This window comes from Bacillus sp. FJAT-42315, from assembly GCF_002797375.1.
GTDB lineage: Bacteria > Bacillota > Bacilli > Bacillales > Domibacillaceae > Bacillus_CE.
In genome coordinates this window covers 2,806,483-2,832,614 of sequence record NZ_KZ454941.1, presented here as the reverse complement: position 1 = coordinate 2,832,614, position 26,132 = coordinate 2,806,483, and the positions used below count along the sequence as shown (strand labels likewise).

Below are 26,132 nucleotides of genomic sequence, written 5' to 3'. Positions count from 1 at the left end.
AAACTCCACCTTTTAACTTTGAATTTGTTTAGATTTTAATTTTCGTACGTGTTGAATTCTGCAATATCCTGTCGCCTCGTTAGCGGACCCAATAAGGCCAACAGCAGCAGTCGACATACCTGTAATATGCACTTGACCGACATGAATGAATGGGTAAGCATCAATAATAGATGCTTTTCTCTGCTTCTTAGGACAGATGACTGTCGGAGGTGGCAATACAACACTCGGTCGTCGAGAGGTATCGATAAAGCCTTTGCTAGGCTCTTGAACCGCATAGATGGTTGAATAGGCTTGTGATTGATTCGTGTCGCCAATTTCTAACACTGAGCTGATAAAAACAGTGTTTGCTTCAAAGTGATCAACGATAGATAGACGCATGATGTGTTACCTGCAATTAAAGCGGTACAAAAGGACTGATGATTAATGATTCAGGAGGTGTATCAAACGATGAATACAATGTGATCATATCGGTGTCTCCAACTTGAAAATAAGAAGAACTTGAGACAGCGATAATTGAAATTTGCCCCACTTCTAATTCACGATTCATCACTTGTAAATTCAAAGCACTCACTCCATTTCTGGTATTTTACTAATAAATACTGCTAGGGCTTGCTCGATATCTGCTTTTATTTTCGCTAGAACTTTTTCCTTTACTACCTCAGGAGGTTCTTCTTTACATTGATTTAAATAAAAACCAATTCTTTCAGGTAATTGCTTTGTAAGATCCCTTTTAATATGTTCTTTCATTTCAGGAGCTATCGATCTTTGAAATTGTCCTTCATATGTTTCAATCAATCGATGTAAGTTTTCATCGATAAAGCGATTAGAAGCATCTAATAATTGCGGCAGTAATTGCTGATGATCGGGTGGATTTTGCCCTTTTACATTAACAGCGTAATCTTTAATACCAGATAGTTCGCTAGGGCTTAAGCCGATATTTAACGTACCGGCTAGTGTTTCAACTTTTAATTGGTCAAAGGAATATTCAATTTTATCGACTGAAACGGGAGGGCGCTTTTTTAACTCAACGATCTCTTGTTGAAGTGTTTGCACTTTTTTCGTCAAAGAATCGATTTGTCGCTGCTGCTGTTGAATGTACTGCCAAAGAGTTTGGATGTCTTGCAATCGAATCATAAAAGTCCCTCCGTTCAAAAAGAATATTACTGTGGAAGTGGAATAAGAAACGGCGGTGTTGGGCTAGCTTCTAAAGTGACGGTTTCTTCTGTTGCTGGAGGTGCTTGTTGAGTGAAGCCACCTGTGTTTAATAAGTAAGAAGCTTGCTCTACTTGACCGCTTGTGCCGATTTGGAGCATCGAGGAATTAGTAATACTAGTAATATTAATGAAACGAATATTTATCGTTTGGGAAATATGAATGTTCATGATTTACCTCCTTACACAGAGCCAATGATACCTTGGTCAATGCCATCCATATCTAGTGTGTTGGTACTAGATATGTTGGAAGATACCGTTAATCCATGACCAGTATTAAATGAACCAGCTCCAGAAAAGGTTTTTGTTTGTGCGACGGGGTGGATTTGGAATACATCGCCGACATTGAAAACGCCGCTTGAAGAGACAGTGATCACAGTTATTGTTCCAACGAGTGCCGGCAAGACAATTCACATCCTCTTTCTTTATATTTAATGATATGATATGTAAATAAACAAAAATTGTGAAAATGAAAGGGGAGAAGTGTGTTTGTATGGCAACTGTAGAAGAAAAACCCCGCATTCAATCATTGGATAGTTTGCGAGGGTTGGCATTGCTCGGGATTTTTTTAGTGAATATGATCTCTTTTCATTCTCCGTATTTGTACTATAATCCGTTTGAATGGTGGGATGCGGCGACAGATTTTCAAAATTATCGTTGGATTGATATTTTCGTTCAAGCAAGCTTCTATCCATTGTTTGCGATGATGTTTGGGTTTGGGGTTGCGATGCAACGAGAAAGTGCAATGGGGCGAGGAATGTCGTATACTTTAATAGGGGTTCGACGTTTTTCTTTTCTGTTGTTCATTGGAGTCATTCATGCGTTTTTGATTTGGTCTGGTGATATTTTAATTAATTATGCAGTGCTGGGCTTTTTGCTTTTAATGTTTTTACGCTTATCTGGAAAAACATTAATAATAATCGGAAGTTTACTATTATTTATTCCTACTGTTTTTCTAGGCGTACTTTCGTTATTAATGGCGAAAGTCGATCCTACTGGTGTGGTGCTGTGGACCGATATTATGGGAATTAATCAGTCAATGGCTGCGTACGGAAGCGGTAGCTTTATGGAGATTACTGATCAGCGTTTGACGGACTGGTTAGTGACGAACGGACCGGATTCAGTGGTTTTTCAGTTGATTACTATCTTTCCTCATTTGTTAATTGGTGCTGGCGCTCAGAAATTGAATGTGTTTTCCAGATGGAGTGAGAGACCAAAGTGGGCGATGATGACATTTATATCATTCTTTTTGACGGGTGTGATATTGAAATCATTGCCATATGTCGTGGAACCGAATCTTGCTTACGTACTCATTCAAGATTTCATCGGTGGACCGCTGTTGGCGATTAGTTATGCGGCATTGGTCATTGCTTTGGGGAAATGGAAGTATGCAGAAAAAATAGGGAGACCGTTCGCCTCTGTTGGCCGAATGTCATTAACGAACTATTTATTGCAATCTGTCATTGGCACATTGATTTTCTATCATTATGGACTAGGGTTTTATGGTCAAATTACATTAACAACAGGAGTTTGGCTCGTATTCGCTATTTTTGCCGCACAAGTGGTACTTTCTGAATTATGGTTATCTAAGTTGAAACGAGGCCCGATGGAATCTCTATGGAGAAAGGTCACGTATTTGACTAAATAAAGAATAAGGGGGAAAAATGATGAAATTTATTAGTTTTCGCGTAAATGGACAAGAAACATATGGGGTATATGATGAAAAAGAGAAGCTTGTTTGGGATTTAGTTGCATTAGCTGGTGAGCAATTGCCAACTACGCTCATTGAAGCGATTGACAAAGTAGAGAATTTATCAAGTGTTGCTGCGAAATATGTGGAGAAAGCAGGAAGTGATGCAGCTATCGCCGCGAGTGATATCGAGTGGCTAGCACCGATCCCACGTCCATCAAAAAATGTGATGTGTATCGGTAAAAACTATCGTGATCATGCGATTGAAATGGGTGGGGAAGAAAGTATCCCTACTGATTTAATGGTATTTACAAAATCACCAACAGCAGTCATTGGTTGTCAAGACGAGATTCCAGCTTATTCTGATTTAACGGAGGCACTTGATTATGAAGGGGAACTAGGTGTCATTATCGGGAAGCGTGGAAAAGAAATTAACAAAGAAGACGCACTTGATTATATTTTCGGCTATACGATCATTAATGATGTGACCGCTCGCGATATTCAAAAGCGACATAAGCAATTTTTCCTTGGCAAAAGCTTAGATGGCACTTGTCCGATGGGACCATGGATTGTGTCTGCTGATGAAATTGAAGACCCGCATCAACTAAATATTGAGACGAAAGTGAATGGGGAAATCCGTCAGCAATCGAATACAAAGTATTTTATTTTTCCGATTGATGAAATTATCTCCACACTCTCTAAAGGAATGACGTTAGAACCAGGTGATGTCATTGCGACAGGAACTCCAGCTGGTGTAGGCTTTGGTATGAACCCACCTAATTTGCTGAAAGCTGGCGATACAGTGGAAATTACGATTGAGCAAGTTGGTACTTTACAGAATAATGTTCGCTAAAAAGGAGCCTTTACTTTTCTTCTAATTCCGGAACGTGTTACTATGAAAAGGGTGAGAAAGGAGGGGGAGCAAACGTGGACGCTTTATTTTTTAACAGTACCCATTTACATATTACAACATGGGTGATCGCAGTCATCTTGTTTTTTATCGCACTTGGAAAATATTCAACAGGTGCACATATGGGATTAAGATTATTTTATATTCTTGTGTTAGGCACAGGTTTATTGCTTTTCATCAAACATCATTCGATCGATGACATGCTGTATGGTATGAAGATGCTTGCGGGTATTTTAACGATTGGTCTAATGGAAATGGTGTTAGTGCGCAAGAAAAAAGGAAAAGAGACAAGCAAAGTGTTAATTGGTGCTGTTTTGTTACTAATTATTACTCTTTACTTAGGATTTAAATTGCCAATGGGACTGAACTTCTTAGCTTAATATGTATAACCATCTAGCTCCTCCACGGTTTAGTGGAGGAGCTAGACTTTTTTAGATTAATAGGTGGATGGAGGTTTCTTCGACCATATGCCACACTTCTCCAAATTTCCAAATATTATTTGTATTTTTGTTGAATTTTCTTTATTGTGATTTGACGTAATGTGTACAAAAGCGTAATCTTAAAAGCGGTATGATCATTTAGATATGGGGGGGAAGCGGAAGTGAAAAGAAGATTGTGCTCGCTTATACTGTTACCGTTTCTTCTTTTATACGCCTTTCCTGTTAGTGCGGCAGAAAAAGAAGAACGCAAGTGGCAAGATGAAACTATGTATTATTTAATGGTGGATCGCTTTAATAATGGTGATAATCAAAACAATCAGGAAGTCAATAACAATGATCCTTTAGCTTATCAGGGCGGTGATTTTACAGGGGTCACTGGTAGGATGGATCATATAAAGGATATGGGATTTACGACGGTGATTTTAAGTCCGATTTTTCAAAATGAAAAAGGTGGCTATCATGGCTACTGGACGACCGATTTTTATAAAACAAATAAGCAATTTGGCACGATGAAAGAGTTGAAAAAGTTAGTTAATGAAGCACATGAGCGTGATTTAAAGGTGCTGATCGATCTTCCGGTGACACGTGTGAGCACAACTCATCCTTGGACGAAAGATGATAAAAAAGCCGACTGGTTCACTAATAAGCGTGAAGTCGCGCCTGAGAAATGGCTTGGGGAAATGGCGACACTTAATTTAGAAAATCAGGCAGTAACGAAAGAGCTCATCCAAGTGGCGAACTATTGGAGCGAGCAAACAAAGATCGATGGTTATTATTTAAGCGATGCGATATATGCTCCTGTTTCTTTCTGGGCAAATTTCTCTGAAGGATTGAATAAAGACCTCTATTTGCTTGGTGAAAGCAATGAGCAAGATATGAATGTAAACAAACTCGCAGAATACCAAAAAGCTGGCTTAGATGGAATGATGAATGGGTCTATGATGTCTCCATTACGCGAACAATTTAAAAACGTGAACGAAAGCTCAAGTGAAACTCCGAAGCTGTTAAAAGAAGTAGAAGTTTCATGGAAAGATCCGCAATTATCTGCTCATTATTTAGATACGAATAAGACGACAAGATTTACTCGTGATATTGTTCAGGAAAATATGTTTCCAGGTACTCGTTGGATGCTCGCCTTAACCTATCTTTATACGATCCCAGGCACACCGGTTGTTTATTACGGATCTGAAATCGCTCTTGATGGAGGAGAGGGAGTAGAAAATCATGGTCTCATGAACTTTAGAATCGATAAAGAGCTGATTGATTATATGAAGAAAATTGGTGATCTTCGTCAGCAATTGCCAGCTTTGACGAGGGGTTCATATGAGCCGCTATATGAAAAAAATGGCATGGTCGTTTTTAAGAGAGAATATCAAGATGAAACGCTTATTGTAGCGATCAATAATACAGATGAGACACAAAAAGTAACGATTCCAGCTAAAGAACTTGCGAGTGATAAAGAATTACGAGGTTTGCTTAATGATAATTTATCGCGAGCGGAGAATGGGAATTTCACGGTTATCCTGGATCGGGAACAATCAGAGGTATTTGCTTTAACTGAAAAATCAGGAATTAATATCTCCTTTATTGCTGCATTAGCGGCTGTATATATTATTTTTATGGTATTTATCTATCTTGTTTGGAGACGTGGAAGAGCAGCAAGATAAGAAAAAGGCTTCGAAGCTTACAAGAGCTTCGAAGCCTTTTTTGAGATGAAAAATTAGCGGAAGTTCACAAATTGAACGTCTACTGACAAGTCAGCTCCTCGAACAGCTGCCATCACTTGTTGCAGATCATCTTTGCTTTTTCCAGTCACACGCATTTGATCGTCTTGAATTTGAGATTTCACTTTTAATCCGCTTTGCTTAATGAGGCTATTAATCTTTTTCGCTGTATCTTTATCGATGCCTTGTACCATTTTCGCTCGTTGTCGAACAGTACCTCCTGATGCTCCTTCTACTTTTCCGTAGTCTAAGTTTTTGATAGGAACGGATCGTTTAATTAATTTGCCAATTAAAACATCCTTCACTTGATCTAACTTATACTCATCATCGGATACTAATACAAGTTCTTCTTTATCGAGCTTGATTTCACTTTTGCTACCTTTGAAATCATACCGTGTTTGAATTTCTTTCATCGCCATTTGAATCGCATTCGTTACCTCTGAAAAGTCTACTTTAGAGACAATATCAAATGAATTTTCTTTCGCCATAGGAACCTCCAACAATTAAGTATTTACCACTTATTATAATGGAAGGCTATGTAACCAGCAAATGCTATCTTTACTTTGACAAACCTAACCGATCTTCTAAAAAGATAGCGACCCCATCTTCTTCGTTCGTTAACGTGATTTCATTAGCAATGTTTTTCAATGGAGCGATGCCGTTGCCCATAGCGACACCGATTCCAGCGTATTCAATCATTTCTAAATCATTATCTTCATCTCCAAAAGCGATGATACGTTCTTGTGGAATGTGAAGGTCAGCTGCCGCTCGTTGAATGCCGACTGCTTTATTTAAGCCAGCCTTTACTAATTCAATAACGTGCCAAGGAGCGCCCCAGCGACGATGGTCAATTAATTCGGCGTGAACATCGCTTAAATGCTTGCGAATATTTGGTACATGTTCTTCAACAGCATGAATCAACAGGCAAGTGGGATGCTCTGTTAATACGCGTCGAAGATCTCCTGTTGTAACTGTAGGATTCCCCATGCTAAAGACGTCAATGAGTCGCTCATCATGATAATGGAAGTATAAATTGTCCATTACTTCGGCAACAATATTATGGAAATTAAAATCATGGCAAGCTTCAACAATTTCAATCGCTGTTTTTGCATCCATTGGTTCGTGATACATCCCCCAAGCATCATTTCTTGGATGGTGAACGAAGGCGCCGTTAAAGTTCACGATCGGAGTCGTTAAGCCGAGCTCTTTATAGTAAAGCTCGCTGGAGCGATAAGGACGACCGGTCGCGATCATCACTTCATGGCCTTGCTCCATGGCTGTTTGGAGTGTTTGTTTCGTTCGAGGAGAAATTGTTTTGTCATCGGTAAGCAATGTTCCATCTAAATCTAATACAATTAAATGCTTTTCAGTCATCAAGCGGCACTCTCCTTTTTTCGATATATTTACTTCTTTAGTGTACGCTTTAATAAATCAATATGTCCAATAGGAAAGCTATCAATAATTATAAGCTTAAAGGGTGATAATTGATTCTTCCTTTTGTTATAGTAGAAATAGTGGAATAGAAAGAGGAGGGAAAACGTATGGATCAAGATTTAAAAGAAAATATTATGGGGGCGCTTGAACAAGTCATCGACCCGGAGCTGGGCATTGACATTGTCAACCTTGGTCTCGTGTATGATATTGATATGGAAGAGGACGGAAAGACGATTGTTACGATGACGTTAACAGCGATGGGCTGTCCGCTAGCAGGGGTCATTGTCGATCAAGTGAAAGCTGCATTGGCTGACATTCCTGAAGTGAAAGAAGTAGAAGTAAATATTGTTTGGAATCCGCCGTGGACGCGCGACAAAATGTCTCGTTATGCCAAAATCGCTCTTGGTATTCAATAAGAGCATATTGGTTAGAAGGGGCTAAGCACATAATAAAAAGGATGTAGCTACAGTGTGTAGTTGCATCCTTTTTTATTTGCTTGTCTAGCTCCAGCCCATACGTCACTAAACGGCGCCTTCCGCTTTTGATAATGTCTAGCTCCGCCAACTAGCCGCTCGAGGTCAAAAGCCAATCCGTCCAAAAGGTTAAAGACCAACCTTTCAGCCGGCTCGTCTTTTGCTTGTCGCGGCTGACCAAGTTGGCTCCGCTTTTCGGCTAGTCTAGCTCCAGGCGCCAACGACTAGTGGGCTTCTGCACTCCTCCTTGCGATAAGTCAACATCGATTCACTATCGTTCATCGTGTTTCCTTTATCTCGTGCGGATTGCTCCAGCCCATACGTCGCTAAACGGCACCTTCCGCTTTTCGATTAGTCAATTTGGCATATTTCTATTGGACAGTTTTCACAGTCGATTTCTTTTTTTAAGTATTGAATGTCGTGTATGATTAGTTGGCTTTTTTTAATGGATAGAATATTTTTTTTACGGAGGTCGCTGAACATGCGATTAACGACTTCACGAGATGTGCCGCATAGGTTAGCGATTTCTTGATTCGTTAATGTAACAGTGATAAGGATTCCATCTTCGGTTTGTTCCCCGAATGTATTGCTTAATCGGATGAGTGTGGAGTACACGCCGCCTTTTTTTCCATGTAAAATTAAGTCGCGCAATTTTGATTGTGTTTTTTGGTTATCTAGTTGGGTGTATTGAAACCAATTCATCATTAGTTGAGAGTCAGAGGAAATCATTTCTTCCAATCGTTTCTTTGTCATGACAAGAGCTTCGCCATTTTCTAAAGCTTTTGCGTTAGACGAATATTGTGTATCTCCAGTAAATAGAGGGAATTCGACGATGATATCATCTTTTCCACAAATACGTAACGACAATTCACGACCATCTGGGACTACTTTACTAATTTGTACTTTTCCGCTTAACAGTAAAAAAAGCTCTTTTGCTTCAGTTGCTTCTTGGAACAAGTGATCTCCTTTTCGGAAGAGTTTCACTGTGTTCTCTTCTTCAAATAGCTGGACAAACTTTTCTGAAAGAGAAAGGCATCTATTCATCAAATTCTCCTTCTGTAAACAAATTTAATAACACCTATTTTAATAGTAAAAAAAGTAATAAACAACCCAAGAGGCAAAAAAAGTATTTTATTTCTAGAAATGGTGCAAAAGTTTTGTGAATTAAGTTGTGGTATTTTTGGTTAAAACACGAGATAGTAAGCGAAAGGGGAGACCAAGTAAAATGGTCTCCCCTGTTTGGTGATTTAGGTGAAAAAAAGTACAAGTGGTCCGACGATAAAGCAGTAGATGGCAAAGTACTTTAAATTTCCTTGCGCCATAATATTCATAAACCACTTTAATGAAAAGTAAGACATAACAAATGAGCCGATAAAGGCAAGTGCATAAGGAATCGCCAATTGAGTAAGCTGTGGATCACTTAAAATATCTGAAAAGCTTAAAATAGCTCCTCCAAGGCTCACAGGGATAAACAGTAAGAAGGAAAAACGAAGTGCCGTTTCTTGCTTCATTCCTAGCCCCATCGCCGCCACAATTGTTGCACCGGAACGGCTAATACCAGGAATTAAAGCAACAGCTTGAGCAAAGCCGATGATTAACGCATCTCTTAATTTCATATCGCCATCATTTTTACGTCCGCGTAAGTTACGAATTGTCCATAAAGCAATTCCGGTAATGATTAACGTGATAGCTACCGTACGAACAGAAGATAATTTGTCTTCAATAAAATCCCCAAAGACAACGCCAATTATTCCAGCCGGGATCGTAGCAATAATTAAATAGACGATAAACATAAATTCAGAACGATCATCTGGATTTTTCGTTTTCACATAGCTTAACCCATTGGTTGCAAGGCGAATAATATCTTGACGATAAATTGCCAACACGGCAAGTAAGGAAGCGGTGTTCACCATCAACTCAAACGTTAAACCTTTAATTTCAATTCCGAAAAAATGTTTCGCTAATTGCAAATGTCCACTTGATGAAATCGGAATCGGTTCTGTAAATCCTTGAAACATTCCTAACAATAAATATTTTAATAACAAAATAGCATCGTTCACGGTCATAAACCTCCAACAAATAGTTAACCTTCATCATTTAACACTAAAGAAAGGGAGACTGTAAAGCATTTTGGTTGAAACCACCTTTTTTCTCCAATTATCAGCATATCACTTTACAATTATATTGGTAAACAAATATAATTATGATAAAGGTCAAAAATGGTCAAAAGAGGTGAGCGACATTGGATATAGAACGGATGACGCATTCTTTGCAGCAAGGATTAGCTGATGCCCAAACACTTGCGAAAGAGCGTGAGCATACAGAAATCGATCTTTGCCACTTATTATTAGTATTAATGAACAGACCGGATAGTTTATTGGTCAGAATTATGGAGCGTGCCGGAAGCAGTGAAACTAACTGGAAGGCTTTTTTAGAAGAACGACTAGCCAAAAAGCCGGTTATTTCAGGAGCAGGTGTTCAATACGGAGCTTATTTATCCGCTAGTGTACAAGCATTGATGAGAGCGGCTGACCAGATGAAAGAAGCATGGGGAGATGAATATTTATCAGTTGAACATTTGACTCTTGCTTTAGCCAATACAAACGATTATGAAATGAAGCAGTTTTTAACGAAGGAAGCGTTAACGAAAAAGAAAATAGAAAAGGTTATTCATGAGATAAGGGGGAATCAAAAAGTGACATCTCAACATCCAGAAGCAAGTTATGAAGCGTTAAGTAAATATGGACGTGATCTAGTAGAAGAAGTTCGTTCGGGAAAGCTAGATCCAGTCATTGGGCGTGATCAAGAAATTCGCCATGTCATTCGGATTCTTTCGAGAAAGACGAAAAACAATCCTGTCTTAATAGGTGAACCTGGTGTGGGGAAAACGGCGATTGTCGAAGGTTTGGCTCAACGGATTGTTCGTAAAGATGTCCCGGATGGGTTAAAAGATAAGGCGATCTTTTCACTAGATATGAGCTCTTTAATTGCTGGAGCTAAATTTCGCGGAGAGTTTGAAGAGCGATTGAAGGCTGTACTGAATGAAGTAAAGAAAAGTGATGGACGTATTTTGCTGTTTATTGATGAAATCCACACGATTGTTGGTGCGGGGAAGACAGAGGGGGCAATGGATGCTGGCAATATGCTAAAGCCAATGCTAGCACGTGGAGAGCTTCACTGTATCGGAGCGACAACGTTAGAGGAGCATCGCAAATACATTGAAAAAGACCCGGCACTTGAGCGTCGTTTTCAACAAGTGCTTGTACAAGAGCCAACGGTGGAAGACACGATCTCCATTTTACGCGGCTTGAAGGAGCGCTTTGAAATTCACCACGGAGTCAATATTCACGACCGAGCGATTGTTGCAGCAGCTACATTATCGAATCGCTATATCACGGATCGTTTTCTACCAGATAAAGCGATTGATTTAGTCGATGAAGCGTGTGCGATGATTCGGACCGAGATTGATTCGATGCCAAGTGAACTCGATGAAGTGACTCGCCGGGTGATGCAGCTAGAAATTGAAGAGGCCGCGTTGAAAAAAGAAAAGGATCAAGCGAGTAAAGACCGCCGCATTCAATTACAAGAAGAATTGGTCAATTTAAAGGAAAAAGCAAATGAAATGCGAGCAAGGTGGGAAGCCGAAAAAGAGGCCATTCACCGCGTACAGGAGAAAAGAGAACACCTTGAGAGATTGAGACGAGAGCTAGAAGATGCGGAGAATCGTTACGATTTAAATAAAGCGGCTGAACTACGCCACGGCAAAATTCCGATGGTGGAGAAGGAACTTCAAGATTTGGAAAAAGCCATGGTTGCTTCTGAAAACAATGAAAAACGGTTGTTAAGGGAAGAAGTAACCGAAGAAGAAATCTCTTCCATTGTTTCGCGGTGGACAGGTATTCCAGTGACGAAACTTGTGGAAGGAGAACGAGAAAAGCTGTTGCGTCTTGAGAGCATTATGCATGAACGTGTTGTCGGACAAGATGAAGCAGTTCAACTCGTCAGTGATGCCGTGTTGCGAGCACGTGCCGGCATTAAAGATCCGAACCGTCCAATTGGCTCATTTATTTTTCTCGGTCCAACAGGCGTAGGGAAAACAGAATTGGCGAAGACGCTCGCGCACACGTTATTTGATAGCGAAGACCAAATGATCCGAATTGATATGTCGGAATACATGGAAAAACATGCAGTTTCCCGCTTAATCGGTGCACCTCCCGGATATGTTGGATATGAAGAAGGGGGACAATTAACGGAAGCCTTACGAAGAAAGCCGTATTCTGTCGTGCTACTTGACGAGATTGAGAAGGCGCATTCAGAAGTATTTAATATTTTACTGCAAATGTTAGATGACGGTCGTATTACGGATTCCCAAGGTCGAACGATCGATTGTAAAAATACTGTTGTCATTATGACGTCTAATATTGGTTCGGAATTTTTGTTAGAACGAAAAGAAAACGCAGAAGAAATCCAAGAAGAGACGAAAGAGCAAGTGCTTCAACAATTACGGCGCCATTTCCGACCGGAGTTTTTGAATCGTGTCGATGATATTGTGTTATTTAAGCCGTTAAGTCTTGCTAATATTAAAGGAATTGCTGACCGAATGCTCAATGATTTAAGAAAACGACTAGAAGAGCAGCAAATTAGACTAGAAGTGACAGAAGCGGCGAAGGAATTGATTGCGAAGGAAGGGTTCGATCCTGTATATGGAGCTAGACCTCTGAAACGCTTTATTCAGCATCACTTAGAAACGAAGCTTGCTCGAGAGATGATTGCTGGAAAAGTTTCCGCTCATGAAACGGCTATTATTGATGTAGAGAATAATGAATTGATGGTGAAATGAAAAAATAGGCTGTCCACATGTAGGACAGCCTATTTTTTAATGATGTTCTACCGGATCGTTTGGAACAAGGGCAGAAATAACAAATAGAAGAATAGCTACGATGATTGAAATGATGGTACCAGGCATCCAAGCAAATTCCACTCCGTTCATGGAACCAACAACGTAACTTAACATTTGAATCAGTAAGAAAGACCAAAAGAAAGTCATAATATATTGCACCGAATTTTTCCTCCTTCAATGAAAATCTTTTTGTCACTCACCCTTAATCTTAGCACATCAATTAGATCTCAATAAAGAGATATTTTCGCTCATTTATATTTTTATTTGTTCTTAATAAAAGATTTCTCTTTTTCTCTTTGTGAAATAACAGTAAGATAGAAAAGGGAGTGATATCTATTTAGAAGGAGTACGGAGTTTATGATAAGAAAAATAATGTTGATGACACTCACTGCTCTTTTGTTAGTAATTACGATGGGATGTCAAACAAATGATGATTCAGAAGTACTTGGAAAAATAGGATTGCTTGTTCCTAAAACGATTAATGATCAAGTGTGGGGAACGAAGGGCTATAAGGGCATGATGAAAATTCAGTCTGAATACGATTCTGAAATCTTTTATAAAGAAGGAATGGACTCCCAAGCTTTAGTGGAGCGAGCAGTTGAAGAGTTCGAACATAAAGGTGTCACACTTGTATTTGGGCATGGCAGTGAGTACGCTGATTATTTTAATAAAATTGCACCAGAATATCCCGATATGCATTTTGTCAGCTTCAATGGCAATGCGAAAGAGAAAAACACAACAAGTTTAAAGTTTGAAGCTCATGCCATGGGGTTTTTTGGTGGGATGACAGCGGCCCAAGCATCTAAAACAGGGACGATTGGTATTCTAGCTACTTATAAATGGCAGCCAGAGGTGAAGGGGTTTGTCGAAGGGGCAAAATTTGAACGTCCAGATATTCAAGTTGTCTCAAAGTATGTAGGTGACTGGGATGATTCTGAAAAAGCGCTTATATTGTTAGAACCGATTATGGCTCAGCATGCGGATGTTGTCTATCCAGCGGGAGATGGATATAATGTACCTGTTATTGAGAAATTAAAGGAGCAAGGACTATATGCCATCGGTTTTGTTGCTGATCAATCTAACCTTGGGAAAGAAACGGTATTAACGAGTACAGTGCAGCATGTGGACAAGTTATATTTACTCGCTGCTACGCGCTTTGTTAAAGGAGAATTGAAATCAGGGAACCTTCACTTTGACTTCCAAGATGGAGTGATTTCATTAAGTGAATTTAGTCCGGTACTGGGAGTTGATTTTGTCAATAGAATCAACAGAGATATTGATCACTATATTGAAACCGGTAAGCTTCCAAGAAAAGCGGAGGAGAAAAAATGAACGAAAATAAAAATTTAGAGTTTATGCAAATTGCGATGAAATACCTTCCAGAGGCACAGGAAAAAGTAAAAGAAGCAGGCATTGAGTTCTCAATGGATCTGATGGAGCCTTTCATGGGAATGTTTTTACAAGTGATGAACGAAGCCTATGAGCTAGGAAAAAAAGATGCCGAAGAGAATAACTAAATCGAAAGAGAGACATCTATTCAATGGATGCTCTCTTTTTTCATGGGAAAATAGTTCACTCGACCTCACTCTACAAATTCCCCCTATTGCAAAATGGAGTTGTTTTCAGTAAAATTAGTACCAAGTCTTAATAATTGATATCATCTTAAAAAGATGTTGAAAGAAGGGAAAACCTTATGAATACTGGTATTCTTGGAATGGGGCGCTATGTGCCTGAAAAAGTTGTAACAAATGTAGATTTAGAGAAAGTGATGGATACGTCGGACGAATGGATTCGGACCCGGACTGGAATAGAAGAGCGAAGAATTGCTGGAGAAGAAGAAAGCACCTCTGATATGGGGGTGAAAGCAGCGAAAAAAGCGGTGGAGCAAGCTGGTATCCATCCAGAGGAAATTGATTTAATTGTCGTTGCTACGGTCACGCCGGATTATTCTTTTCCTTCCGTTGCTTGCATGATTCAAGAGAAAATCGGGGCGAAGAAAGCGGCAGCCATGGATGTTAGTGCTGCTTGTGCAGGCTTCATGTATGGAATTGTGACAGCTAAACAGTTTATTGACACAGGTACTTACAAATATGTGTTGGTAGTGGGCGTTGAGAAATTATCTAAAATACTAGACTGGAATGATCGTAATACGGCTGTGCTGTTCGGAGATGGTGCTGGTGCTACTTTACTTGGCCCCGTTTCAGAAGGACGCGGAATTTTATCATTTGAGCTTGGCGCAGATGGTGCGGGCTTCAAACATTTATATCAAGATCAATATGTTCAAATGAACGGGCGAGAAGTATTTAAGTTTGCTGTACGTCAAATGGGAGAGTCTTGTATCAATGTGCTAGAAAAAGCCGGATTACAAAAAGAAGATGTTGATTTTCTCTTGCCGCATCAAGCAAATATTCGTATTATTGAAGCTGCGAGACAACGTTTAGATCTTCCGACAGAAAAAGTCTCGGTTACGATTAATAAATATGGAAATACATCAGCAGCTTCGATTCCTCTTACTTTTGTTGAAGAATTGGAAGCTGGTAAAATTAAAGACGATGATTTACTAGTGATGGTAGGGTTTGGCGGAGGCTTAACCTGGGGTGCCATTGCTATGAGATGGGGACGCTAAAACGAAAAACTTTTTTATGAATGCATGAGGAGTGGGAACATGGAAAAACGTAGAGTAGTCGTTACAGGGCTTGGTATTGTCTCTCCTGTAGGAAGTTCATTAGAAGAAGCATGGGCAAATGTATTAAGCGGGGTAAGTGGAGTGAAGCCGTTAACGCGAGTGAATCCTGACGATTATCCGGCAAAAGTAGCGGCTGAAATTAATGATTTTGACCCTGAGCAATTTATGGACAAGAAAGAAGCACGTAAAATGGACCGCTTCACTCAATTTGCTGTCGCCGCGGCAAAAATGGCTGTGAAGGATGCAGATTTAACGATTGATGAAACAAATGCTGAACGAATCGGTGTTTGGGTAGGCTCTGGTATTGGTGGGATGGAAACATTTGAAAATCAATTTAAAACATTTTTAGAGCGTGGCTATCGTCGTGTAAGTCCTTTCTTCGTACCGATGATGATTCCAGATATGGCAACAGGTCAAGTATCTATTCAACTTGGAGCGAAAGGCGTAAACTCTTGTACAGTGACAGCTTGTGCAACAGGGACAAATTCGATTGGAGATGCCTTTAAAGTGATTCAGCGCGGCGATGCCGATGCAATGGTTACAGGTGGAAGTGAAGCACCAATTACGCAAATGTCAATGGCAGGATTTTGTGCCAATACGGCGCTTTCTACCAATCCAGATCCAAAGACAGCGAGCCGTCCATTCGATGCGAATCGCGATGGATTTGTCATGGGTGAGGGAGCAGGAATCCTTGTACTTGAAGAACTTGAGCATGCTTTAAAGCGTGGAGCAAAAATTTATGCAGAAATCGTAGGATACGGTTCAACAGGGGACGCTCACCATATTACAGCACCAGCTCCAGGTGGAGAAGGTGGCGCAAGAGCGATGCAAATAGCGCTTAATGATGGCGGTATTTCCCCGGAAGACGTTGATTATATTAACGCTCACGGAACGAGCACGCCTTACAACGATAAATTTGAAACGATGGCGATTAAGGAAGTGTTTGGCGATCATGCGAAGCAGCTTTCCATTAGCTCAACGAAGTCAATGACTGGTCATTTGCTTGGAGCTGCTGGGGGAGTGGAAGCTATTTTTACTGCGTTAGCGATTAAAAATGATATGATTCCACCAACAATTAATTATGAAACACCAGACGTTGAATGTGACCTTGACTATACGCCGAATGAATCTCGGAAAAAAGAAGTTCGCGTTGCCATTAGCAACTCTTTAGGATTTGGTGGTCATAACGCGACGATCGCTTTACGTAAATATAATCAATAATAATAAAAGAGATAACTAAAATTCCATTTTAGTTATCTCTTTTTTGCATGTTTCCATCACTCCATCATACATATAGGACAAGCACAAAAAAATAAATAAAGGAAGAAGCTAATGGCCTTTCGTCTCGTGCTCTTTTTAATCGGGTTTGGATTGACGGTTCTCGGAGGAGTTAGCTGTATTATGTATTTGAATTTGTTGACAGCTGGTTGGACGTTGAAAGAATATGCAAGCTTTATTGTAGGTCGCTCAGAATGCTATTTGCTCATTATCGGATTCGCGTTGATGGCCATTTCTATCTATTTCCCGTCTAAGTGGAAAGTTGAGAAAATATAGACTTACAAGGAATAATATTACTTTATTTTGCCCATACTTTAAGACAAATAGATGAAGAAGTGAGGAGGGTCATTATGTTGTATCTTCATGATGTCTGGGTGAATTGGTTTGAAGGAGAGGAAAATGGCTATAATGTATGTCATTTTCACGAATGGCGCAAAGATGACGCTGTCGAGTTATTAGACCAGGTGCCAGTCGTATTAATTGAAGAGCCATTATTTGATTATATTGAGAATCAATTATCTGAACTACCGAAGCAACTACTTGAAGATGTAAGAAAAAAAGCCTTTCTACGTAGAAATCACGAACGAATTCAACTCGAACATTGCTTTGTTGTTTCAGATGGAAAGGGAATTTTAGCGATTGACACAATGGGGTATACGATCCCTGTTAGAAAAAGTCGCCTCGTTCCTCGACAGGAACAACTTGTGTACGAAATGTTCCAAGTTCATCCAGTTGAAAAGTACGAATTTGATTCCACTTCAGAAAACAAAGAATACCATACGCTATCTCTTGAGCCGATTAGCATGAAAGGATTAACACGTAAAGAAAGACAGTTGAAGCAATTGCTGTTTATGGCTTTAGATCAACTGTTTTCATCAAAAAATTCAGCCGAAATTCGCTATTGGTATACCGAATGGGCACCTGATAAGTATGAGGAAATTCAATCGATGGACTTTGAAGAAGTAAAGCAAGCTTTTAATCAAGAGACAAAGACGGGCTGGTCGAAACACCACTACCGTTTATGCGAAAATCTGATTAAAGGACAAGCTTTTTTCGAAAAGCTATGGGAAGTTGAAAACGCTTCCAAAATTAATCAATCGAGTAATCAATGAACGTAAAAAGGAGCTATCCAGAAAGTCAGTTTTCACTGATTTTCTGGAGGCTTCTTTGACCTTACAAACGGTTTCTTCGACTTTTTTGGACACTCCCTTTGCTTGTCGTGTCTGAACAGTCAGCTCCGCATTTCTTTGTCCAGCTCCAGGCGCTAGCGACTAGTGTACTTCCGCCCTCCTCCTTGCGATAAGTCAACATCGATTCACTGTCGTTCATCGTGTTTCCTTTATCTCATGCGGCTCGTTCCAGTCCATACGTCACTAACCGGGTCCTTCCGCTTTTGTTACTTTCTTTTTCTTCCTAGTCCCATGGCGTTTTCCATTTTTTTGATCATTTTTGAAGCGACTTTATTGGCTTTTGTTGCTCCTTCATCAAGAATACGGTCGAGTTCTTCTGAATCAATTAATTCGTAATAACGTTTTTGAATTGGTTCAAGGTGGCGAACGACCACTTCGGCTAAGTCTGCTTTAAACTCTCCGTAGCCTTTGCCTTCATAGCGCTGTTCAAGCTCCTCGATAGAAACTTGTTCTAAAACAGAATAAATGGAAAGCAAGTTAGATACACCTGGCTTGTTTTCTTTATCAAATTTGACGATGCCTTCTGAATCGGTAACAGCACTTTTAATTTTCTTTTCGATTTGTTTCGGTTCGTCTAACAGGGTAATAAACGCTTTCGAATTCGGATCTGACTTACTCATCTTCTTTGTCGGATCTTGAAGTGACATGACGCGTGCGCCTGATTTTGGAATACGCACCTCTGGAATGGTAAAGATATCATTGTACTTACGGTTAAATCTTTCCGCTAGATCACGAGTAAGCTCAAGATGCTGTTTCTGATCTTCACCAACTGGAACTAAATGTGTGTTGTACAGTAAAATATCAGCAGCCATCAATGGAGGATACGTTAATAAACCCGCAACGACCGCTTCTTTCCCTGATGATTTATCTTTAAATTGTGTCATGCGCTCAAGCTCCCCAATGTAAGCGACGCATTGAAGCATCCAACCAGCTTGTGCGTGAGCAGGTACTTCTGATTGAATAAATAACGTCGCTTTCTCTGGGTCAATCCCAACTGCAAGATAAAGAGCAGCTAAGCTACGAATGTTTTTACGAAGTTGAAGCCGATCCTGAGGTACAGTAATCGCATGTTGATCAACGATACAAAAGTGACAATTATAATCATCCTGTAGTTCTGTAAATTGCTTCATCGCTCCAATGTAATTGCCTAATGTAATCGTGCCGCTCGGCTGAATACCTGAAAAAATATTTTCCATCATTCATTCTCTCCTTGTTATTGAATAGTTAAAAATAAACATAAAAAAACCATCCATCCCCAAAATAGGGACGAATGGTTGGATCCGCGGTGCCACCCTAAGTTGCTTAAGCTCTGTCGCTAAGCCTCTTTAGCCATTTAACGCATGGGGTACGCCATTTTGCTACTATGCTATGTTCGCAAAAGGAGCATCGAAAGTCCATTCCAAACAGTTTGGCTACCTGCTCACACCAACGCAGGCTCTCTGATAACCAACTTCTGTATGTACTCTTCTTTCTTATACGCTTCAAATATGAGTTGACCCGATTATAAATTAAACAAAAAATGGAGTCAAGAGAACAAAGCATCTAGTTGATCACAAATGCAATGATAGATGTAGCGAGGGTAAGGATTCCACCACCAACTAGAAGTGGATAAGTCCAAGTAAACACGCTCTTTTTAGGATATTCTTCATAAACTTCTTTTGTATCATCTAAATCATCAAAGCTAGCTATATATTCGCCTTCCTTCGATGACTTTCTCAACTTCTTGACACTATAACGAATCCCATTAAAAAAGCCACCTTCAATCACAAACAAACTAGCTCCCACCGTTAAGCTGATCAGTGAGAAAAAGAAAGCATAGTCTAGAAGGCTCTTTAAGAAATTGGACGAAAACAATGAAAATAATATAGAAAAAATTATATTGAAGCCGATAACTATACACAACAATCGAAGAAAAGTCTTCAAAATCGTCCCCCATTTCCTTTCCATATAAACGAACAGAATTATAGCTAAAAGCCGCTATCTAATCAATATCATCATAATATATTTAAATATTATTATACATATAAAACAATATTGAAGGAAAATTTTCAGAAGAATCGGAAATTGAAAGCGCTTTAACGCGGTGAATGGTTATTCAACTAAAATATAAACCTTACTCCATCAAAAGAATTTACAAAAAAACAAAAAAGTATTGAATTATGACAACAGTGTAAATAAAATATAAAATAATTATTGCAAAAAAATTAAGATAGTTTATAATTAGTTATGAAATCTTCTGAATAATCAGGAAGATACTTTGATTGAGGGGGTTACCAGATGAAGAAAAAAAGTACAGCTCTTTTTCTTGTACTTCTGCTAGCGATGAGCACTTTTCTAGCTGCTTGTGGCGGTGGTGAAAAGAAGGAAAGTACAGAAAGCGACAAAAAGACAGGTAGTAACAAACAAATATTAAATTTAACTAACACACAAGATATTCCTTCAATGGATGCGAGCATTGCAACGGATGCAGTTTCTTTTGAAGTCCTAAACAATACGATGGAAGGTCTTTATCGCTTAGGCGAAAATGACAAAGCGGTTGAAGGGATCGCAGAAGGCGAACCAACAATTAGCGAAGACGGTAAAACGTGGACGTTCAAATTAAGAGATGCGAAATGGTCGAATGGGGATCCAGTAACGGCTAATGATTTCGTTTATTCTTGGAGACGTGCATTAAATAAAGACACAGCTGCTGAGTATGCTTATATTATGTATGATATTAAAAACGCTCAAGCGGTAAACGAAGGAAAAATGAAGCCAGAAGAGCTAGGTGTCAAAGCATTAGATGACAAAACATTAGAAGTTCAATTGGAAAATGCTGTTCCTTACTTTAAAGAATTAACAGCGTTCGGAACATTTATGCCATTGAATGAAAAATTTGTGACGGAACAAGGCGATAAGTTCGGTCTTGAACCAGAGACAACGCTATACAACGGTCCGTTCACACTATCTGAGTGGAAAAAAGAAGATAAATTCGTGATGAAGAAAAACCCAGAGTATTGGGATGCGAACACAGTTAAGCTTGAAGAAATTCATACGAAAATCGTAAAAGATGTACAAGCAGATGTTAACTTGTTCGAAAGTGGAGATGCAGATCGTATTATTGTAGCATCTGAATTTGTGGACAAGTATAAAGATCGAGAAGAATTCTTTACATTTGATCAAGCTTCTACATTCTTCTTACGTTTAAATCAGAAGAATGAAGTATTGAAAAACGTTGATGCTCGTAAAGCAATTGCAATGGCTTTTGACAAAACAGGTGTTACAGACGTCATTTTAAATAACGGTTCAAAACCAGCTGATTACTTTGTACCAGCGAATTTCGTTCAAGGTCCAGATGGGAAAGACTTCCGTGAAACGGCTGGAAATTACTTAACAACAGATATTAAAAAAGCACAAGAGCACTGGAAAACAGCGAAACAAGCGCTTGGTCAGGACAAAGTAACGTTAGAATTACTTACTTATGATGACAGCACAGCTAAAAAAGTATCTGAATATTTAAAAGAACAGCTTGAGACAAACTTAGAAGGCTTAACAGTGAACATTAAGCTACAGCCATTTAAGCAAAAGCTTGATCTTGAGACAAAAATGAATTACGATTTCTCAATCTCTGGTTGGGGTCCAGATTATCTTGATCCGATGACATACCTTGATATGTTTGTGACAGGTGGGGCGCATAACCAACAAGATTATTCAAATCCAGAATATGACAAGTTGGTTAAAGAAGCAAAAACAACACTTGTAATGGATCCGGAAAAACGTTGGGAAAACTTAGTGAAAGCTGAGAAAATCTTATTAGAAGAGGACGCAGCGATTGCTCCGATTTATCAAAGATCACGTGCTTATTTACAAAATACGAATGTAAAAGGTATTCTACTTCACAATGCTGGTGGAGATTACTCTTACAAGTGGGCGGAAATTCAATAAGAATGTTCCAGAAATAAAAGGGGAGGGTATATGCTTTTTTAAAAGCATATACTCTCCTTTTTCCCGAATTGAGGGTTTTTGTCAGAATTAAAAGAATTTTTTAAATTACAAAGTAAAGGAGGGGTAAAAGTGTTAAGATACACGCTTAAACGTTTATTTTATATGCTTATCACTTTATTAATTATTGCAACGATTACATTCTTCTTAATGAAACTTCTTCCTGGGTCTCCATTAACGAATCAAGAAAAACTTACTCCAGAGCAACAAGAAATTATTCTTGATAAATATGGACTCAATGATCCTCTTCCAGTTCAATATGTGAACTACATGACAGGTTTATTCCAAGGAGATTTAGGTTTGTCTTTCCAATATGATAACCGCCCTGTATCAACGATGATTATGGAACGAATTGGGCCTTCTGCCTTATTAGGTTTTCAGGCGATTGTTTTAGGAACAATTATCGGTATGATTTTAGGATTAGTAGCAGCATTAAAACATAACACGACAGTTGATTACGTAGCAACAACCTTGTCTGTTCTAGGTATTTCAATCCCTTCCTTTGTATTTGCTGGATTTTTACAATATTATTTAGCAGTTCAATTGGATCTATTTCCTGTCTTAGGTTGGGAAGACTTCTCTTATTCAATCTTACCAACGATCGCGTTATCGGTCTTTGTTATCGCCACGGTTGCCCGCTATATGCGATCTGAACTATTAGAAATATTAAGCTCAGATTATATTATGTTGGCTCGTGCGAAAGGAATTAGCGCGACTAGTATTATGGTGAAACATGCCCTTCGTAATGCACTAATTCCAATTATTACATTACTTGGTCCTCTTGCCGTTAACATTATGACAGGTTCCCTTGTGGTTGAACGAATTTTTGGTATACCAGGTTTAGGTGATCAATTTGTGCGCTCCATTACGACAAATGACTTTACGGTGATTATGGGGACTACTCTTTTCTATAGTGCTTTATTTATATTTGTTGTCTTTGTTATTGATATTCTATATGGAGTAATCGATCCACGTATCCGTATAAGTGGAGGGAAGAAATGATGAACATGGATAAATTACAGACGAACGATCAACTTTCTAAAGATCTTTTCCGACCTGCGGATAGACGTGAAAAGGACGCTGAAAAAATTAGCAGACCAAGCTTGAATTTTTGGCAAGACTCTTGGTTGAGATTAAAAGGAAATAAAGGGGCTATTATTGGTCTTATCCTAATTATCTTGATTTCATTTATGGCGATCTTTGGACCATCGATGAATGAGTACACGTATAAACAGCAAAATATTTCTCATGCAAAGTTACCTCCGAAAGTTCCAGGTCTTGAAAATATTAGCTGGTTGCCGTTTGATGGGAAAGACAAAGATGGTTTTGATATGTATGAATCAAAGAATGTCAAAGAATATTACTGGTTTGGAACAGATGATTTAGGTCGAGATTTATGGACGAGAACATGGTATGGAACACGTATTTCTATTTATATCGGGGTGCTTGCGGCGGTCATTGATTTAATTATCGGGATTGCTTACGGAGGGATTTCAGGCTTCTACGGTGGCCGAGTTGATAACATCATGCAAAGGATTATCGAGATTTTAATAGGAATTCCGAATCTCATTGTTGTCATTCTATTTATTCTCATTTTTGATCCAGGTATTTTCTCCATTACGATGGCGATGGTTATTACTGGTTGGGTGAGTATGGCTAGGATTGTACGTGGACAATTCTTGAAATTAAAAAACCAGGAGTTTGTGTTAGCTTCACGTACGCTCGGTGCATCAAACAACCGTTTGATTTGGAAGCATTTAATGCCGAACGTTATGGGACCGATTATCGTAACAACGATGTTTACGATTCCGAGTGCGATTTTTACAGAGGCGTTCTTAAGCTTTATCGGTTTAGGTATTCGTCCACCGGAAGCGTCTCTTGGATCATTAGTTAATGATGGTTTTAACTCATTGCAAATGTACCCACATATGTTAATTATTCCAGCAGTTATTATCAGTATGTTAATTTTAAGCTTTAACTTACTAGCTGATGGATTACGAGATGCACTCGATCCGAAAATGCGTAAATAGAAAGGAGAGAACAACAATGAATAAAGTACTTGATGTAAAAAATTTGCACGTCTCCTTTGATACGCATGCGGGCGAAGTGAAAGCAGTGCGTGGAGTGGACTTCCACTTAACAAAAGGAGAAACGTTGGCAATCGTAGGAGAGTCCGGTTCAGGGAAATCGGTGACGACGAAAACATTAATGCGATTAATTCCGAATCCTCCAGGACGTATTAAAGAAGGACAAATGCTATTTGAAGGAAAAGACTTAGTGAAATTGTCTGAAAAGGAAATGGAGAAAGTTCGCGGGAAAGAAATTTCGATGATTTTCCAAGACCCGATGACGTCATTAAACCCAACAATGACGGTAGGAAAACAAGTAATGGAGCCATTGATTAAACATCAAAAGATGAGCAAAGATGCGGCAAAAAAACGAGCAGTTGAGCTACTGAGTCTCGTTGGATTGCCGAATCCAGAGGAGCGAGTAAAGCAATATCCGCATCAATTCTCTGGCGGTCAGCGTCAACGTGTCGTGATTGCCATTGCGCTTGCTTGCAATCCGAAAATTTTAATTGCGGATGAACCAACAACGGCTCTAGACGTAACGATTCAAGCACAAATTTTAGAGTTAATGAAAGATTTACAGAAGAAGATTGATACATCGATTATTTTTATTACTCATGACCTTGGTGTCGTAGCGAATGTTGCGGATCGGGTAGCGGTGATGTATGGTGGTCAAATTGTTGAGACAGGAACGGTTGATGAAATTTTTTATGACCCACGTCATCCGTATACATGGGGATTGCTTTCCTCTATGCCAAGTTTAGAGGCATCGGAAGAAACAGCGTTATATGCCATTCCGGGGACGCCGCCAGATTTGTTGAATCCACCTAAAGGAGACGCATTCGCCCTTCGAAGTGAATACGCAATGGAAATCGACTTTGAGAAAGAACCACCAATTTATCAAGTGTCTGATACTCATTTTGTGAAATCATGGCTTTTACATCCTGAAGCACCTGAAGTTGAACCACCTTTAATGGTGCAACAGCAAAAGCGTCCAATGCCAGGCAATTATGCTAAGCCTGTATTGTTTGAGGAGGCTCGTTAACATGGCTGAAAAATTATTAGAAATTAAACATCTAAAGCAATATTTTAACGAAGGCAAGCCAAATATGGTGAAAGCAGTCGACAATGTCTCCTTTGACATTTATCGCGGCGAAACGCTAGGGCTTGTTGGAGAATCAGGATGCGGAAAATCAACGACGGGCCGCACCATTATCCGTCTATATGATGCCACGGACGGTCAAGTGCTGTTTGATGGAAAAGATGTTCACGGTAAAAAATCAAAATCTGAGTTGAAACAGTTTAATCGTAAAATGCAAATGATTTTCCAAGATCCATATGCCTCGCTGAATCCGCGTATGAAAGTAGCAGATATCATTGCAGAAGGTCTCGATATTCACGGGCTTGTGAAGTCGAAAAAAGAGCGTATGGAAAAAGTATACGGGCTGCTTGAGACAGTTGGGTTGAATCGTGAGCATGCTAATCGTTACCCTCATGAATTTTCCGGCGGTCAGCGTCAACGTCTTGGAATTGCGCGTGCGCTTGCTGTTGAGCCTGATTTTATTATTGCTGATGAACCGATCTCAGCGCTTGATGTATCGATTCAAGCACAGGTCGTAAATCTATTACAAAAGCTTCAAAAGGAAAAAGGGTTGACGTACTTATTTATCGCCCATGATTTATCGATGGTGAAATATATTAGTGATAGAATTGGCGTGATGTATTTTGGGAAGCTAGTGGAGCTTGCGCCGAGTGATGTGTTATACGAAAAACCGCTTCACCCGTATACGCAATCTTTACTTTCAGCTATTCCGCTGCCAGATCCGGATTATGAAAGAAATAGAGTGAGAAAAACATATAATCCTAGCATGCACCAATACACGGAAGTAGATGACGTTCAAATGCGAGAAATCGCACCTGGTCACTTTGTCTACTGTTCAGAAAAAGAAATGAAAAGGTATCAAGAAACATATAAATAAGATATGTTTATAAGGGGCTAACTTCTGAAGCGAGAAGTGACCCCTTATTTTTTATGCAAAATATATGTTTATTCATCTCGCTCGTGGGAAAAGATACACATGGCTGTTGTTTTTGCTATACTTCGCCTTTAAATCAATGACAAGTGAGTTCTATGAAAGTAAGGCTT

31 protein-coding genes and 1 other annotated feature are annotated in these 26,132 nt (G+C 39.4%); of the genes, 17 read left to right on the top strand and 14 right to left on the bottom strand.

Going from position 1 to position 26,132, the window contains the following annotated elements; all coding sequences use genetic code 11:
* Positions 1-12: 12 nt before the first annotated feature.
* Genes CEF22_RS13935 through CEF22_RS13915 form a run of 5 tightly spaced genes read right to left on the bottom strand, consistent with a single transcriptional unit; the run spans position 13 to position 1,615 of the window.
* On the bottom strand, positions 13-378 hold the full coding sequence (locus CEF22_RS13935; RefSeq protein WP_100403342.1) for a spore germination protein GerPE: 366 nt from the start codon (positions 376-378) through the stop codon (positions 13-15).
* A 16-nt stretch (positions 379-394) separates the two neighbouring features.
* Complete coding sequence (locus CEF22_RS13930) at positions 395-562, bottom strand: spore gernimation protein GerPD (RefSeq protein WP_100403341.1); 168 nt, start codon at positions 560-562, stop codon at positions 395-397.
* A 5-nt stretch (positions 563-567) separates the two neighbouring features.
* Entirely contained in the window at positions 568-1,134 is a 567-nt protein-coding gene (gerPC, locus tag CEF22_RS13925) for a spore germination protein GerPC (protein ID WP_100403340.1), read from the bottom strand.
* A 26-nt stretch (positions 1,135-1,160) separates the two neighbouring features.
* A complete protein-coding gene (locus CEF22_RS13920) occupies positions 1,161-1,382 on the bottom strand; it encodes a spore germination protein GerPB (protein ID WP_095479869.1) in 222 nt (73 codons plus the stop codon).
* Between the two features lie 11 nt (positions 1,383-1,393).
* Positions 1,394-1,615: a spore germination protein gene (locus CEF22_RS13915; protein ID WP_100403339.1), complete on the bottom strand. Its 222-nt coding sequence runs from the start codon at positions 1,613-1,615 to the stop codon at positions 1,394-1,396.
* Between the two features lie 89 nt (positions 1,616-1,704).
* On the opposite strand from CEF22_RS13915, the gene CEF22_RS13910 reads away from it, so the two are divergent.
* The 4 genes from CEF22_RS13910 (at position 1,705) to CEF22_RS13895 (ending at position 5,918) form a co-directional block, all read left to right on the top strand.
* Positions 1,705-2,859, top strand: a complete 1,155-nt coding sequence (locus tag CEF22_RS13910; RefSeq protein ID WP_100403338.1) for a DUF418 domain-containing protein — start codon at positions 1,705-1,707, stop codon at positions 2,857-2,859.
* A gap of 19 nt (positions 2,860-2,878) precedes the next feature.
* Entirely contained in the window at positions 2,879-3,754 is an 876-nt protein-coding gene (locus CEF22_RS13905) for a fumarylacetoacetate hydrolase family protein (protein ID WP_100403337.1), read from the top strand.
* Positions 3,755-3,828: 74 nt separating this feature from the next.
* A complete protein-coding gene (locus tag CEF22_RS13900; protein WP_094834618.1) occupies positions 3,829-4,191 on the top strand; it encodes a YisL family protein in 363 nt (120 codons plus the stop codon).
* Positions 4,192-4,412: 221 nt separating this feature from the next.
* Positions 4,413-5,918, top strand: a complete 1,506-nt coding sequence (locus CEF22_RS13895; protein WP_100403336.1) for an alpha-amylase family glycosyl hydrolase — start codon at positions 4,413-4,415, stop codon at positions 5,916-5,918.
* Between the two features lie 53 nt (positions 5,919-5,971).
* On the opposite strand, the gene CEF22_RS13890 is transcribed toward CEF22_RS13895, so the two are convergent.
* Complete coding sequence (locus CEF22_RS13890) at positions 5,972-6,463, bottom strand: YajQ family cyclic di-GMP-binding protein (protein WP_100403335.1); 492 nt, start codon at positions 6,461-6,463, stop codon at positions 5,972-5,974.
* 70 nt (positions 6,464-6,533) lie between these two features.
* A complete protein-coding gene (locus tag CEF22_RS13885) occupies positions 6,534-7,349 on the bottom strand; it encodes a Cof-type HAD-IIB family hydrolase (protein ID WP_100403334.1) in 816 nt (271 codons plus the stop codon).
* A 167-nt stretch (positions 7,350-7,516) separates the two neighbouring features.
* Between CEF22_RS13885 and CEF22_RS13880 the strand changes: the two genes are divergently transcribed.
* The gene (locus tag CEF22_RS13880; RefSeq protein WP_100403333.1) at positions 7,517-7,825 is read left to right on the top strand and encodes a metal-sulfur cluster assembly factor; all 309 of its coding nucleotides are present in this window, start codon (positions 7,517-7,519) and stop codon (positions 7,823-7,825) included.
* A 47-nt stretch (positions 7,826-7,872) separates the two neighbouring features.
* Here the strand turns inward: CEF22_RS13880 and CEF22_RS13875 are convergent, their stop codons facing one another.
* The 3 genes from CEF22_RS13875 to CEF22_RS13865 all read right to left on the bottom strand — a co-directional run bounded on the left by CEF22_RS13875 (position 7,873) and on the right by CEF22_RS13865 (position 9,900).
* Positions 7,873-8,103 (bottom strand): hypothetical protein, encoded by a 231-nt coding sequence (locus CEF22_RS13875; protein WP_100403332.1) that lies wholly within the window; start codon positions 8,101-8,103, stop codon positions 7,873-7,875.
* Positions 8,104-8,233: 130 nt separating this feature from the next.
* Positions 8,234-8,926 (bottom strand): Crp/Fnr family transcriptional regulator, encoded by a 693-nt coding sequence (locus CEF22_RS13870; protein ID WP_100403331.1) that lies wholly within the window; start codon positions 8,924-8,926, stop codon positions 8,234-8,236.
* A gap of 203 nt (positions 8,927-9,129) precedes the next feature.
* The gene (locus CEF22_RS13865) at positions 9,130-9,900 is read right to left on the bottom strand and encodes an undecaprenyl-diphosphate phosphatase (RefSeq protein WP_232726209.1); all 771 of its coding nucleotides are present in this window, start codon (positions 9,898-9,900) and stop codon (positions 9,130-9,132) included.
* Positions 9,901-10,124: 224 nt separating this feature from the next.
* Between CEF22_RS13865 and clpB the strand changes: the two genes are divergently transcribed.
* Entirely contained in the window at positions 10,125-12,722 is a 2,598-nt protein-coding gene (clpB, locus tag CEF22_RS13860; protein ID WP_100403329.1) for an ATP-dependent chaperone ClpB, read from the top strand.
* 36 nt (positions 12,723-12,758) lie between these two features.
* Here clpB and CEF22_RS13855 read toward each other — a convergent pair whose 3' ends face one another.
* On the bottom strand, positions 12,759-12,941 hold the full coding sequence (locus CEF22_RS13855; RefSeq protein ID WP_095479857.1) for a YjzD family protein: 183 nt from the start codon (positions 12,939-12,941) through the stop codon (positions 12,759-12,761).
* A gap of 198 nt (positions 12,942-13,139) precedes the next feature.
* Here CEF22_RS13855 and CEF22_RS13850 point away from each other — a divergent pair, with 198 nt between their 5' ends.
* The 6 genes from CEF22_RS13850 (at position 13,140) to CEF22_RS13825 (ending at position 17,858) form a co-directional block, all read left to right on the top strand.
* Positions 13,140-14,114 (top strand): BMP family ABC transporter substrate-binding protein, encoded by a 975-nt coding sequence (locus CEF22_RS13850; RefSeq protein WP_100403328.1) that lies wholly within the window; start codon positions 13,140-13,142, stop codon positions 14,112-14,114.
* Positions 14,111-14,299 (top strand): ComZ family protein, encoded by a 189-nt coding sequence (locus tag CEF22_RS13845; RefSeq protein ID WP_100403327.1) that lies wholly within the window; start codon positions 14,111-14,113, stop codon positions 14,297-14,299. Before CEF22_RS13850 ends, CEF22_RS13845 begins: the two co-directional genes overlap by 4 nt.
* Before the next feature lie 176 nt (positions 14,300-14,475).
* Positions 14,476-15,408: a beta-ketoacyl-ACP synthase III gene (locus CEF22_RS13840; protein ID WP_100403326.1), complete on the top strand. Its 933-nt coding sequence runs from the start codon at positions 14,476-14,478 to the stop codon at positions 15,406-15,408.
* Positions 15,409-15,447: 39 nt separating this feature from the next.
* Positions 15,448-16,689, top strand: a complete 1,242-nt coding sequence (gene fabF, locus CEF22_RS13835; protein WP_100403325.1) for a beta-ketoacyl-ACP synthase II — start codon at positions 15,448-15,450, stop codon at positions 16,687-16,689.
* Positions 16,690-16,800: 111 nt separating this feature from the next.
* Positions 16,801-17,022: a hypothetical protein gene (locus tag CEF22_RS13830; RefSeq protein WP_100403324.1), complete on the top strand. Its 222-nt coding sequence runs from the start codon at positions 16,801-16,803 to the stop codon at positions 17,020-17,022.
* 74 nt (positions 17,023-17,096) lie between these two features.
* Positions 17,097-17,858 (top strand): YjbA family protein, encoded by a 762-nt coding sequence (locus CEF22_RS13825; RefSeq protein ID WP_100403323.1) that lies wholly within the window; start codon positions 17,097-17,099, stop codon positions 17,856-17,858.
* 61 nt (positions 17,859-17,919) lie between these two features.
* Here CEF22_RS13825 and CEF22_RS18565 read toward each other — a convergent pair whose 3' ends face one another.
* The 3 genes from CEF22_RS18565 to CEF22_RS18945 form a co-directional block, all read right to left on the bottom strand.
* Positions 17,920-18,075 carry a hypothetical protein gene (locus CEF22_RS18565; RefSeq protein ID WP_157843239.1) on the bottom strand — a complete coding sequence of 52 codons (156 nt, stop codon included), beginning with the start codon at positions 18,073-18,075 and terminating at the stop codon, positions 17,920-17,922.
* A 67-nt stretch (positions 18,076-18,142) separates the two neighbouring features.
* On the bottom strand, positions 18,143-19,135 hold the full coding sequence (gene trpS, locus CEF22_RS13820) for a tryptophan--tRNA ligase (protein WP_100403322.1): 993 nt from the start codon (positions 19,133-19,135) through the stop codon (positions 18,143-18,145).
* Between the two features lie 60 nt (positions 19,136-19,195).
* Positions 19,196-19,421: a binding site (T-box leader), on the bottom strand.
* A 57-nt stretch (positions 19,422-19,478) separates the two neighbouring features.
* On the bottom strand, positions 19,479-19,883 hold the full coding sequence (locus tag CEF22_RS18945) for a DUF3899 domain-containing protein (RefSeq protein WP_100403321.1): 405 nt from the start codon (positions 19,881-19,883) through the stop codon (positions 19,479-19,481).
* Between the two features lie 330 nt (positions 19,884-20,213).
* Here CEF22_RS18945 and CEF22_RS13810 point away from each other — a divergent pair, with 330 nt between their 5' ends.
* From CEF22_RS13810 to CEF22_RS13790, 5 genes are all read left to right on the top strand, one after another.
* Positions 20,214-21,860, top strand: coding sequence for a peptide ABC transporter substrate-binding protein (locus tag CEF22_RS13810; RefSeq protein ID WP_100403320.1), 1,647 nt, complete (start codon positions 20,214-20,216; stop codon positions 21,858-21,860).
* Positions 21,861-21,989: 129 nt separating this feature from the next.
* Positions 21,990-22,919 carry an oligopeptide ABC transporter permease gene (gene opp3b / locus CEF22_RS13805; RefSeq protein WP_100403319.1) on the top strand — a complete coding sequence of 310 codons (930 nt, stop codon included), beginning with the start codon at positions 21,990-21,992 and terminating at the stop codon, positions 22,917-22,919.
* A gap of 5 nt (positions 22,920-22,924) precedes the next feature.
* The gene (gene opp3C, locus CEF22_RS13800; protein ID WP_100404022.1) at positions 22,925-23,947 is read left to right on the top strand and encodes an oligopeptide ABC transporter permease; all 1,023 of its coding nucleotides are present in this window, start codon (positions 22,925-22,927) and stop codon (positions 23,945-23,947) included.
* Positions 23,948-23,963: 16 nt separating this feature from the next.
* Positions 23,964-25,031: an ABC transporter ATP-binding protein gene (locus tag CEF22_RS13795; RefSeq protein ID WP_100403318.1), complete on the top strand. Its 1,068-nt coding sequence runs from the start codon at positions 23,964-23,966 to the stop codon at positions 25,029-25,031.
* Position 25,032: 1 nt separating this feature from the next.
* The gene (locus CEF22_RS13790) at positions 25,033-25,965 is read left to right on the top strand and encodes an ABC transporter ATP-binding protein (RefSeq protein ID WP_100403317.1); all 933 of its coding nucleotides are present in this window, start codon (positions 25,033-25,035) and stop codon (positions 25,963-25,965) included.
* Positions 25,966-26,132 lie beyond the last annotated feature (167 nt).